The organism is Leucobacter viscericola, assembly GCF_011299575.1.
Lineage (GTDB): Bacteria > Actinomycetota > Actinomycetes > Actinomycetales > Microbacteriaceae > Leucobacter > Leucobacter viscericola.
The window spans coordinates 742,621-754,786 of sequence record NZ_CP049863.1; the positions used below are offsets into that span (position 1 = coordinate 742,621).

Genomic DNA, 12,166 nt, shown 5'->3' on the forward strand with positions numbered 1-12,166 from the left:
AGCTACTCCCGCAGTTTTGCGCCGAACGCGAGCTCGGCCGCGGCGACACCGGCGAGACGAGCTTCGCTCGCCTCTTCGGCCTTCAACGTGCGGTCGGGCGCGCGGAAGCGAAGTGCGAAGGTGAGCGCCTTCTGCCCCTCTTCGATGCCGGTACCACGGTAGTCGTCGACAATGCGAGCACCCTCAAGCAGCTCTCCCGCTCCGGCCCGAACAACGGCCAGCACGTCACCGGCCGGTACGTCGGCCGCCAGCACAAGCGTCAGATCCTGCGTTGCCGCGGGATAGGTCGACAGCTGGCTCGTCTGCGGCTCGCGCGCGGCAAGCTCAATAACGCGGTCGAGATCGAGTTCGAACGCTGCAACACGACCGGGCAGGTGATGATCTGCGACCAGCTCAGGCAGCAGCTCACCTGCGACACCGACAACCTCGAGGCCATCATCTACGGCCACGCACAACTCTGCCGTGCGGCCCGGGTGGAACGCACGGTGTTCGCCCTGGCAAACAACGAGCTCTGCCGATACCGCACCGGCAACGATGCGGGCCGCGTCGAGCGCGTCAGCCCAATCAGCAACGCGCGCGGCCTCGCCCGGCTGCTTTGCGACGGTGTCGCCGAGCAGCAGACCGGCAGCCCGAAGCGGCTGCGCTGGGATCGAGGCATCAAGCTGCGCCAGCACATCATCCGAGGGCTTCTCCGCGAGCGGCGGCACAGTCTCGGTGCCGAGCTCATCGGCGGAAGAGAAGGGCACATACACGGCCCCAAACTCCACGAGCGAAAGATCGGTCAGCCCGCGCGATACGTTGCGCTGTGCCGCAGACACAAGCCCGGGCAGCAACGAGCGTCGCATGAATGGTGCTTCGCCATCGAGCGGATTCGCGAGGCGGATCGCGGGAACGGTCCCTTCGATCGCCTCGGCACCGACACCAAACGCGTCAAGCTGCGCGCGTCCCACAAACGGGTAGCTTTGCACCTCGTCGAGGCCAGCGGCGGTGATAACGTTCGCGGCACGACGACGCAGGCGCTGCGCACGCGACAGGCCACGACCAGCGGGAGCCACGGGAAGCAACGACGGGATCCGGTCGTATCCGACGATCCTCGCGACCTCTTCGATCAGGTCAACGTCGCGCACCAGGTCCGAACGCCAGCTTGGCGGCGTGACGAGCAGCTCGCCTGCGGCACCCTCGACAACCGTGCAGCCGATCATCTCGATCGCGGCGCGCGACTCGGCATCGGTGTAGTCGGCCCCCATAATCCCGTTGACGCGGGCAAGCGACAGGCGAATATCGGCGGGCTCCCACGGCGCGACGATGTCAGCGCCGAGCGCGTCGACGGTGCCGCCGGCAAACTCGACCAGCAGATCAACCATGCGCTGTGCTGCGGCGGCAGCTACGAGCGGATCAACCCCGCGCTCGAAGCGCTTTGAGGCCTCACTCGGCAGCTTGTGACGGCGCGAGGTGCGCGCGATCGACACGGGATCAAACGTCGCCGCCTCGATAAGAATGTCGGTAGTTTCGTCGCTGGTCTTGGTCGACTGGCCGCCCATCACACCGGCGAGGCCGATGACCCCTGACTCGTCCGTGATGAGCAGATCCTCGGGGTCAAGCTTGCGCTCCTGCTCGTCGAGCGTGACGAGCGTCTCGCCCGGCTTGGCGCGGCGCACGGTGATGCCACCGGTCAGCTTCGCGAGGTCGTAGGCGTGCAGCGGCGAGCCGAGCTCGAGCATCACGTAGTTTGAGATGTCGACGGGCAGCGACAGCGCGCGGATGCCGGCGAGCTGCAGGCGCGCCACCATCCAGGCGGGGGTCGGCCGGGTCGCGTCGATCCCGCGCACTACACGAGCAATGAAGCCGGAGGCGCCTACACGGCCGCGGATCGGCGCATCATCAGCAATGGTGACCGGGAAACCCGAGGCCACCACGGGTGATACGGCGAGGGCGGGATCGCGGAAGTCTGCACCCGTCGAGTGTGCGTACTCGCGGGCAACGCCGCGGATCGAAAACGCGTAGCCGCGATCCGGAGTCACATTGATTTCGACCGCGGTCTGGTCGAGTCCCAGCAGCGCGAGCGCGTCGGTGCCAACCTCGGGCACGGCATCGCCCGTGAACCCAAAGCGCGAAAGCACGATGATGCCGTCGTGGTCTTCACCGAGCGTCAGCTCCTTCGCGGAAGCGATCATGCCGTCGGAGACGTGACCGTAGGTCTTGCGCGCTGCAATCTTGAAGTCACCGGGCAGCACGGCGCCGGGCAGGGTCACCACAACCTTGTCGCCGGGGACGAAGTTGTGAGCGCCACAGACAATGCCTCGCACATCTTCGCCGCCGTCGGCAGCCTTCGCGCCCTCGGGAGCGACACGAACCGTGCACCAGTTGATGGTCTTGCCGTTCGACTGCGGCTCGGGCTCCTGCGTGAGCACCTCGCCGACCACAATCGGGCCGGTCAGGTCGAAGCGGCGAATCGATTCCTCTTCAAAACCAACACGCACGAGATCGGCGTGCACCTGCTCGGGGGTCGTGTCTGTGGGCAGTGAGACGAACTCACCGAGCCAGCTGAGTGGTACGCGCATTAGACCAGGCCTCCGAACTGCGTGTTGAAGCGAACATCGCCCTCAACCATGTCTCTCATGTCATTGATGTCGTGACGGAACTGCAGGGTGCGCTCGATACCCATGCCGAACGCAAAACCCTGGTATTCCTCGGGATCGATCCCGGCCGCAAGCAGCACCTTGGGATCGGTCATGCCGCAACCGCCCCACTCAACCCAGCGCGCGCCGCCCTTTGCATTGGGCTGCCACACGTCCATCTCGGCGGAGGGCTCGGTGAACGGGAAGAAGTTGGGGCGCAGGCGAATCTTGGCCTCGGTGCCGAACATCTGGCGCGCGAAGTGCTCAAGCGTGCCGCGCAGGTGAGCCATGGTCAGGCCACGGTCGATCGCAATGCCCTCGATCTGGTGGAACACGGGGGTGTGAGTCGCGTCGAGCTCGTCGGTGCGGTACACACGGCCAGGAGCGACGATGTATACGGGAAGCTCGGTGTTCGTCAGGTTCTCACCGAGCAGCGAGCGCACCTGCACGGGTGACGTGTGGGTGCGCAGCAGCAGATGGCGATCGGCTGGCTCGATGAAGAACGTATCCTGCATCGCACGAGCCGGGTGGTCAGGATCAAAGCCGAGCGCGTCGAAGTTGAACCACTCGTGCTCGATTTCGGGGCCGTCGGCGATTTCCCACCCCATACCGATGAAGATGTCGGCGGCCTCTTCTTGCAGCTGCGCGAGTGGGTGGCGTGATCCCGCGCGGCGGCGCACGGGCGCCTCCGTCACGTCAACGGTTTCGGCGACGAGGCGCGCTTGAGCCTCCTTCTCGGCAAGCTCACCCTCGCGCCCTTTGTAAGCACCTTCGATGCGGCCGCGAGCCTGGCCCATCAGTTTGCCGGTAGCGGCCTTCTCGTCCTTTGGAACCTCGCGCATGCGAGCGTTCAGCTGCGCAATCGCAGACGCGTCTCCGGCGTGTTCGGTGCGAGCAGCCTTCAGCTCGGCGACTGATCCCGCGGCTGCGAAGGCGGCAAGCGCGGCCTCGACGGCGGCGTCAACAGCGGGCTGGGAGATGGGATTTGCTTCACTCACTGACACGGGGATCAATCCTACCTTGCAACGTCTGCTGTTCGGCGACGCTGAAGTTGGGCGACGCTGTAGACTGAGATTCGTGAGTCAAGCCACCCCACAGTTGTCGCGCGCCCATCGGGTCGCCCGCGGCGGTGCTGGCGCTGCCGTTGCAACGCTCTTGGCGGCAGCCTCTCACGGATTAGCGGGCGGCACCATCACCTGGCTGGCCGTCATCGCGACGGGCCTTGTTGCGATGCCCCTCTGCACCGCACTCGCGGGCCGGGTCGGATCGCTGTGGCGCCTGTCTCTCGCCGTGGTCGCCGCACAGTTTTTGTATCACTGGTCATTCGCCGGGCTCGGGATCACGGGCGCCGGCACAACGGGAGTTACCCCAGAGTCGGCACACGCCTCGCACCTTGCCGCGCTTCAGGCGTTCACTCCCTCAGTCACTGCTGCCTCCGCCGACGCCACGATGTGGGCGCTGCACGCGGTAGCCGCACTGGTCACCATTGGGCTTGTATACCGCGGCGAGCGCGCGTTCCTCGCGCTGATGGGCATGCTGCGTCAGGTATTCGCGCTGCCCGCGGTCGCGCTCGTTGAGATCTCACACCGCGCTTTTGCTGTCGCCGAGCGGCCTCTCGCAACCCGCATCGGAGAGCGGCTATTCGCGGCCGTCTCGCATCGCGGGCCACCGCTGTGCGCCTAGCGCGCTGAGCGCAATACGCACTCACCACATTTTTGCGACCCGATACCGCTTCGTCTATCGGGCGCACCCTACGTCGGCCCTGCGCCGAAGAAAAACGGAGACCATGTCTCGATCACTGACTCGACGACTCACCACGCTCGCTACGGCGGGCCTGATCGCGGGCGCAGCAGCGCTCGGAGTCGCGTCGCCCGCGTTTGCCCACGATGAGCTCATCAGCACGAACCTCATCACCAATGAGAGCGATGGCACGCTCGAATCTTTCAAGATCTCGTTCAGCAACAGCATTATTGAAGTTGGCACCGAGATTGTTGCGACGGCCGCCGACGGCTCGAGCGTAACCGACGGCGCTCCCGTCATCTCCGGACCAGACGTCACGCAGCCACTCAAGAAAGATCTCGCACCCGGCGAGTACTCCGCAGCGTGGCGCGTCGTCTCGAGCGATGGGCACCCCATTGAGGGTGAGTTCAAGTTCACCGTAGAAAAGGACGGTAAGCCCGGCGATGCGATCATCGAACCGGACCCGCGCTTTGCTAACGACACCAAAACCGAAGAAGCCGACCACGACCACGCCGACGGCGAAGACCACGACCACGCAACTAACGAGCAGAGTGGCCTCTCCACCGGTGCCATCGTCGCGATCAGTGTCGGCGGAGTTGTGGTTCTTGCTGTCGTTATCGCCACCGTGATCATCGGCCAGCGCCGCCGCGCTCAGGCGTTTGGCGCCAAGAGCACAACTGACAGTGAAAACACCAGTAACACCGAGACCACGGAGGAAGAGCGATGATCCGCACAAAACGAGCAACACCCCTGTCTCGCACCGCGGCGATCCTGCTCGCTGCTCCGCTCCTCGTCTCTGTGCCCCTGCTCGCGGGCTGCTCAAGCGAGCCGACGAAGGCAGCTGAATCTTCGGATACCAAACCAGCATCAGCGAGCGAGTCGGCCGTTACCCTCAAGGACGGCTGGGCGAAAGCCGCCGAGGGAATGTCGGGAGTCTTCGGCACCCTCGTCAACAGCAGCGACAAAGATATTGTGCTTGAGAAGGCCGAGAGCCCTGTCGCGAAGATGGTTCAGCTGCACGAAACTATCACCTCCGGTAGCTCTTCAACAATGCGTGAGACCGACGGTGGGTTTGTGATCCCGAAGGGCGGATCATTCACGCTCGAACCCGGCGGCAACCACATCATGTTCATGGATATGCCGAAGGCACTGCTCCCCGGCGATGAGGTGCCGCTTACGCTGCACTTCAGCGACGGTAAGACACTCAAGGTCACTGTGCTGGCGAAGGACTACGCCGGAGCGCAAGAAAACTACGAGGGCGACAGCGCCGACAACATGAGCACCGACAGCATGAGCACCGAAGATCACGGTGGGCAAGATGACGAACACAGCGGACACTAACGTCGAAGCTGTCCACAAAGCGGCGGGCGCTAAGCCCGGCTCTCGCCGCTTTGACCGCCGCGCACTCCTCACGGGTGGCGCAGCCGGGGTTGGGATCGGGGCCGTGCTCGGCCTCGGTGCCGCCCTCGGTGTGCCGGCCCTGCAAGGAGCTGGCGAGGATCCGGCAGCCGCGTCGACAGACGACGGTTTCGGAGCCGAGTCAATCTCCTGCCACGGCACGCACCAGGCGGGAATCGTGACGCCCCCCGCAGCGCACGTGCGCTACGTTGCTTACACGCTGCTGCCGGAGACCGACAAGGCTGCGCTGCAGCGCATGTTCCGCATCATCACCGGGGACGTTGAGGGGCTCACCTCGGGTGCTGCCCCGCTTGCTGATTCCGAACCGGAGCTTGCCGCCCGGCCCTCTGCGCTCACAATCACGGTGGGAGTAGGCCCCGCTCTGGTCGATCGGGTTGGTGCCGGACGAAAGCCCGAGTGGCTCGCTCCCCTGCCCAGTTTCGAACGGGACAAACTCAGCGAGATTCACGGCGGGGGCGACTTGCTCGTGCTCTTGCAGGCCGATGATCCCCTCGCGATCGCTCACGCAGCCCGCATGATCGACCGAGACATTCGCAGCTTCGTGAAACCGCACTGGACACAGCAGGGTTTTCGGCAAACTCGTGGCGCTGAGAAGCCCGGCACCACCATGCGAAACCTCATGGGTCAGGTTGATGGCACGGTGAATCCCTCCCCCAAGGAGAAGGATTTTTCGTCGGTGATCTGGGCTGAATCGACGGGCTCTGACGCATGGCTCGCGGGCGGTAGCGCGCTGGTAGTGCGCCGGATCCGTATGGAACTCGACACCTGGGAGATGGTTGATCGCCCCGGTCGAGAGCAGACCATAGGCCGCACACTCTCCGATGGCGCCCCGCTCACCGGAGGCAGCGAACACACCGCCATCGACTTCGACGCCAAGGATTCGAAGGGGCTGCCGGTGATCCCGAGCTTCGCTCACACTCGACGGGCGCACTCAACTGACCCGTCGGAGCGCATCTTCAGGCGAGGTGCGAACTACGACGAGGGCGGCGAGTCCGGGTTGATATTTGCGTGTTACCAGCAGGATCCGCTGCGCCAGTTCGTGCCGATCCAGCGTCGACTTGATGAGCTTGATCTACTCAACGAGTGGGTCACTCACGTGGGTTCCGCGGTGTTCGCGATCCTGCCCGGGTTTAAGCAGGGCGAGCAGCTCGGAGCTTCGCTGCTGGCCTCATAGCCCACAACGCAGAAATGCGCCCTCCTGAGATTGCAGGAGGGCGCATTTCTGTCTCACTGGGTCTTAGTGCTTCGTGTCGTAGCGGTGCAGGAACGCCGCCATCGCGTCACGCTTCACTGGCTCCTTTGGCTGATAGGTCAGCCCCTGAGGAGTCTTCCAACCGGTCGTGATGCCAGTGCCAGACATCCACGTAATCTCTTTCGCGAACTTCTGATTCTTTGACACGTCAATGAAGGTTTTTGCCGCGGCCGTGTCGGGTGCAGGCTTGCCCGCCAGTCGATACAGGAACGCCGCCATCGCCTCGCGCGAGATGCTGTCTTTCGGGGCATATCTGAGCTTGCTGCCGTCCTTGATGCCGGTGGTCAGTCCCCTGCTCTTCATCCACTCGATCTCTTTGTAGAACTTCGCCGTGGTCGGTACGTCTGTGAACGAAGACTTCACGGGTGCCTTGAAGTCGGGCCTCCCGGCGTAGCGGTAAATGAACGCGGCCATCGCTTCGCGGGTTACTGGGGCATCGCCCAAGTAGACGTTACCGCTTGAGCCCTGCGATCCGGTGGAAATCTTGCGCTGGTACATCCAGTCAATGTCCGAGGCAAACTTGCGGTCGTGCCGCACGTCAATGTGGTTGGTATTCAGCGTTCCGTTGATTCCCGATAGCTGCTGACCTGCGGTAACGCTAAATACCGTTGCAGTTTTGAGGGAATACTTGCCGTTCCACCACTGCTTTTCGATACCGCAAGCGTGATAGTCCCAGAACGTCTGATCGACAACCGTTCCCTCGGGGACATTGGGAACTGCGCATGGAAGAGTGTCACCAAAGCTAACGGTGTACTCACCGGGCTCGAGACCAGCAAATGCATATGCCCCGTTTGCGGGATCAGCATTGACGCTCTTGACGTAGTACCACTCGCCTCCGATTCTCTGCAGAATGCTCGCACCGAGCTCTGGGGCGCCGTGGTTGAGCCCCGGACCGGTGTAGGTAACATTGCCACTCACCTGCGCATCCGCCGTTGCCACCGTCAACGTGAGCTTCGCTATGGCTGCAGCCTTAATCGAAATGATCTTGGTGCCACCGATGTTCAAATATTGCGTCCACGCCACATCTCCCGCGCCGGAAACAACTTCAAGTCGTAGCGTATAGCTGCCAGCGGCTACGCCATCAACGCTAAATGTTCCGGTGGCCCTATTAACGTTCGCCTCAGATAGGCCTCCACCCCATAATGCGTCTTCCTTAGAGACAAATTGCAGCTTGATCGTGCCTGCCGGAAGGCTCTGTGTTCCTGCAATCACGCCGGTAACCTTTGCCGTGGATGCATACCCTTCAGTGGCCGTAGTAACAAACGGTGGCGGAGTAACCTCGGCGGCGGCCGGAGATTGTGCGCCCGACCCGTCAATATCTTCGTCCGTCGCAAACGCGCCGGTCGGCGCGAACAGAGTCAGAAGCGAAAGAACAAGTCCGAGCACGACAGCCATCACCGCTGCCCTTCTTTTCATTCCGTTGAGGGCAGAAATGTGCATGCTAAAAAGACTCCTTTGCCGATACACCGCTGGGGGACGCGGTCTGCTGATATCTTGCCAAACAATTTACATGCGTGTCAAAAAGGCAATCTGCTGCATCTCTCGTAAATGACACACGGCCCGGCCTCAGAAAAACGAGGCCGGGCCGTGTGGTTTCACTCACAAACCAATCAGGTTAGTACCGCAGACGGTAAATGAACGCCGCCATTGCTTCGCGTGTCAGCGAGTTCTTTGGCTGGTATTCCTTCCCGTTTGGCGTCGCATACCCGGTGGTCAGTTTCGCGTCGTACATCCAGTTGATCTCCTTGTAGAAGTTATCCCCCACCTTCATATCAACCAGCTTGGACGAGGCCGGAGCAACGTAGCTCTTCACCTGCGGGTCAGTCTTCGCCTGCAGACGATAGATAAACGCGGCCATCGCCTCACGGGTCAGCGAGTTCTTTGGCGCGTAGACAGGCTTACCTGCAGGCTGCCTCGTACCGGTAGAGAGACCCGCCTCGTACATCCACGCGATCTCCTTGTAGAACTTGTCGCCAGCGTTCACATCAGCAAACGGTGATACCGGCGGGGCAACATATCCGGCCGGAGCCTCGAGACGGTAGATGAACGCAGCCATGGCCTCACGAGTGAGTGAGTCCTTTGGTGCGTAGTTCTTGCCGCCTGCGACCTTGTTACCGGTCGAAAGCCCCATGCAGCTCATCCAATCGATCTCCTTGTAGAACTTGTGCCCCACGGGAGTGTCAAGGAAGACCGCAGCGGTTCCGGGCGTGACACACGGCCGCGGCGGAATGTCCAGTTGACGCTGCGCCTCTGCAATACGCTGCAGCAGCGCAGTCTTCACGGGTGAATCATCCATCTCATTGACGAGACCCTTCACCCGATCAATATCCGCCTGCTTAACGCCGTCCTGCAGCGTCACCTTGTCAGCCTTGAACAGGCCGTCAACGTCGAGTGTTGCATCCAGCGGTGCGGGAGCCACAACTCTGGCGCCTTCCGAAGCGGCCCAGAACAGACCGCGAGCGGCCTGACTCAGTCCGCCCTTCGGGTGATTACGGAACACAACCGAGGTACCGAAGACAACCGCTTTGCCACCCGATGCCTTCTCACCCGAGATGACCGAGGCCTTCGAGGCGGCAACCTCGGGGCCGTTGGTTCCGTTGGTCGCGCGCCAGTGGCCCGCAAGCAGTGGATTATTCGCTCCGTAGCTCTGCTCAACCTTGGTGGTCGCGCCGAGATCGGTGAATGAGACGGCCGGGTACACAAACGACGCATCCTGCTGGTACGGCTTGAGCAGCGACCCGTCAGGTGTGTCCACCTTCACAATGCCGTTGCCCGAGCTGTTGCCCGCAATCGCGGTTGCCTGCAGCAGGCCGAAGGTGTTCGCCGCTGTGTTCGCCGCTGCTGAGCGACCGACAATCGATCCGCCCGCGTCGACCCACGCCTGCACTGCGTCACGGCCCGCGGCTTGTGCGCCACTGAACGTAAATGCGGTACCGACCCAGATCACGTCAACACCGTTCAACACGCTCGGATCGGCAGTAACACTCGCCGCCGTCACCTGAGTCAGATCGTCAAAACCAAGTTCTTCAAGCGAGAGCTTGTCGTCTTGGTTGCCGACGTAGAGCATCTTGAGATCCTTCAAGCCCTTAGTGGTCGGCTGCTCAAGCGCCTTCAGGTCGTCCTTCGTCGCCTTCTCGACCGCGATGTCATACTTCGAAGCGACCTCGGCAACATTCACCGCGTCGGCTTCTCCAACGATCGCCGAGCCATCCTCGAGCATCGACACGGCAACGCCGCGGCCGAGCAGGTCGTTAGCTGCCTGGTAATCGGCAACACCGGCGAGATCGAAGGTCAGGTATCCCCATTAGGCATGGTGAGATTCGGAGTGACTGCCTTCACAGCGGTGGTTGCACCGATCGGAGCGGCGTCGGTCGTCGAGCCTACTTTGTCAACCGTCGCACCCCACACGTAGCCGAGGCTCCATGCCGAGATGTCGTACATCGACGGCAGTTTGTTCGAAATATCTTCCCCAAGGTCAAGCAGCGCATTTGCGAGCCCACGCAGCGCCTGGTGCATGTCAACGACGTAGGAGCCCTTCGGGTAGGTCTTTCCCCCGACCGAAGTGTCTGCCTTCAGCGTGCCAACCTGCACACCCATGTCGAGCAGACGCTGCACGAGGCGGTTTGCGTCGCTCGCGGATCGCTGGCCGTCGCCCACTGGAATAACGTAGGCGCGTGGCAGGTTCACCGTCTCCTGGTTGTCCGAAACGTCCCACTCGGACTTCCACTGATCGGGGCCGGGAACACTCGCAATGTTGTCCGTCGTGAGTGCCTTGATTGGCTTACCCTGAACCCCACGAGCAAACATCTCGATCTGCCCCTTGAGCAGATCCTGCGAAACCGCCGGCTTGTTGAGGTAGTCAACCATCGAGACCATGGTCTCGTAGGCATTCGCCTGGTTGATAACCGCGTTCTCCGGTGTCATCAAGCTGCGCCCCGAGATGGTGGTGCGCCCCTTCGGAATCTCCACCGTTGCGCTCAGTGCGCCGTAGAAGGGTGAGATCTGAGCCGTGAAGATCGGCGGGAAGTCGTCCCAACCCGATGCGGTATCGCGGTACGGGATCTTGATGTAATCGGTCGGAGTGTTCGTTACCGTTCCTCGCGGGCCCGTGAGGTAGGTGTTATTCGGAATGAGCTTCTTGGTAACGTGCTTCTCCACAGCGAGCGCGAGCGCGTAGTTGTGGGGAATTAGCAGATCGTACTCGTAGTTAGAGCCGTGAGGAGGGCCGGTTGGTTCGACCTGCAGCACGCTCGTGTAGCCGTGGAAGTCGGCAGTGTAGATCGGCTGAATGGCGTTCGCGGTCTGCGTGTACGACGTCGCCTCGGGTGTCGTGAGCGTGATCATGTCACGGTTAGGATCGAGGCCGAGCGCCGTGGCGCGCGTCGCGTTCGTGCGCCCGTCCGGGTTCAACGAGGGCGAGAAGTAGACGCGGTTGTTGCGCAGGATCGATCCGACCTCGCTCATGGGCGCCGTTGCCAGGTGCTCAATGTACTGCAGCGCAGCGTCGGTGCCCTCCCACTCGTTGCCGTGAATGTTGTTGCTGATCCAAATGGGGGTCTTGTAGCCAGCCAGAAGATTTGTGTCTTTCTGTGCCGCCACTGGATTATTGCGGATCTTCTTCCGCCAGGTTTCCTGCTGAGCGGTAAACTCAGCGGTCTCCGGAGCGGTCACGGTAACCAGATAGAGATCGCGCCCCTGTGTGGACTTGCCGATCGTCTGCACAGAAACACGGTTGCTCTTCGCCATGATGTCCGTCAGCCGAGGAGCGATATCCGGGTGGGAGATAAGGTTCGGGACCTTGGTGTTGTAGTCCGCTTCGCCGTTTGGCCCCGTCTGGTTATCGCGGAAGTAGTTCAGCTGAGGTTGAACCGGGTAGGACTTTGGCATCTCGAGGGCGGTGCCATAGTTTGGTTCTTCACCGGCCACCTCGACCTGCGCGGTAAACGGCGCCGGTTCGGCTACTTCGGTGCCAGGGCCTCTGCCCTCTTCCGCGTAGGCCACCGGTCCAAATGCGGAAACCAGCATCGTAGCCACGGCCACTCCGCTGATCCCCGCAATGAGTTTTCTTCGAAACATTTGTGCCTCTTCACTCGTCATTGAGTCATTACTCTGCTTTGAGTTGTCCGGATTGGACAAT

The 12,166-nt window shown here is 62.2% G+C and carries 9 protein-coding genes; 4 read left to right on the forward strand and 5 right to left on the reverse strand.

The window, feature by feature from the left end; genetic code table 11:
• Window positions 1-2 precede the first annotated feature (2 nt).
• Together pheT and pheS are read right to left on the reverse strand one after the other, a co-directional pair.
• Window positions 3-2,561 (reverse strand): phenylalanine--tRNA ligase subunit beta, encoded by a 2,559-nt coding sequence (gene pheT, locus G7068_RS03590; RefSeq protein WP_166289042.1) that lies wholly within the window; start codon window positions 2,559-2,561, stop codon window positions 3-5.
• Window positions 2,561-3,616, reverse strand: a complete 1,056-nt coding sequence (gene pheS, locus G7068_RS03595) for a phenylalanine--tRNA ligase subunit alpha (protein ID WP_166289045.1) — start codon at window positions 3,614-3,616, stop codon at window positions 2,561-2,563. The genes pheT and pheS overlap by 1 nt, the downstream gene beginning before the upstream one ends.
• A gap of 79 nt (window positions 3,617-3,695) precedes the next feature.
• Between pheS and G7068_RS03600 the strand changes: the two genes are divergently transcribed.
• From G7068_RS03600 to G7068_RS03615, 4 genes are all read left to right on the forward strand, one after another.
• Window positions 3,696-4,301, forward strand: coding sequence for a hypothetical protein (locus G7068_RS03600; RefSeq protein ID WP_166289048.1), 606 nt, complete (start codon window positions 3,696-3,698; stop codon window positions 4,299-4,301).
• A gap of 103 nt (window positions 4,302-4,404) precedes the next feature.
• The gene (locus tag G7068_RS03605) at window positions 4,405-5,085 is read left to right on the forward strand and encodes a copper resistance CopC family protein (protein WP_166289051.1); all 681 of its coding nucleotides are present in this window, start codon (window positions 4,405-4,407) and stop codon (window positions 5,083-5,085) included.
• Window positions 5,082-5,699, forward strand: a complete 618-nt coding sequence (locus G7068_RS03610; RefSeq protein ID WP_166289054.1) for a copper chaperone PCu(A)C — start codon at window positions 5,082-5,084, stop codon at window positions 5,697-5,699. Before G7068_RS03605 ends, G7068_RS03610 begins: the two co-directional genes overlap by 4 nt.
• Window positions 5,677-6,951, forward strand: a complete 1,275-nt coding sequence (locus G7068_RS03615; protein WP_166289057.1) for a Dyp-type peroxidase — start codon at window positions 5,677-5,679, stop codon at window positions 6,949-6,951. The genes G7068_RS03610 and G7068_RS03615 overlap by 23 nt, the downstream gene beginning before the upstream one ends.
• Before the next feature lie 63 nt (window positions 6,952-7,014).
• Here the strand turns inward: G7068_RS03615 and G7068_RS03620 are convergent, their stop codons facing one another.
• The 3 genes from G7068_RS03620 to G7068_RS03630 form a co-directional block, all read right to left on the reverse strand.
• Window positions 7,015-8,469: an S-layer homology domain-containing protein gene (locus G7068_RS03620; protein WP_166289060.1), complete on the reverse strand. Its 1,455-nt coding sequence runs from the start codon at window positions 8,467-8,469 to the stop codon at window positions 7,015-7,017.
• Window positions 8,470-8,644: 175 nt separating this feature from the next.
• Entirely contained in the window at window positions 8,645-10,249 is a 1,605-nt protein-coding gene (locus tag G7068_RS03625) for a toxin Cry1Ac domain D-VI-related protein (RefSeq protein ID WP_244304795.1), read from the reverse strand.
• A 71-nt stretch (window positions 10,250-10,320) separates the two neighbouring features.
• Window positions 10,321-12,105 (reverse strand): M14 family zinc carboxypeptidase, encoded by a 1,785-nt coding sequence (locus tag G7068_RS03630; RefSeq protein WP_166289066.1) that lies wholly within the window; start codon window positions 12,103-12,105, stop codon window positions 10,321-10,323.
• Between the last annotated feature and the right edge of the window lie 61 nt (window positions 12,106-12,166).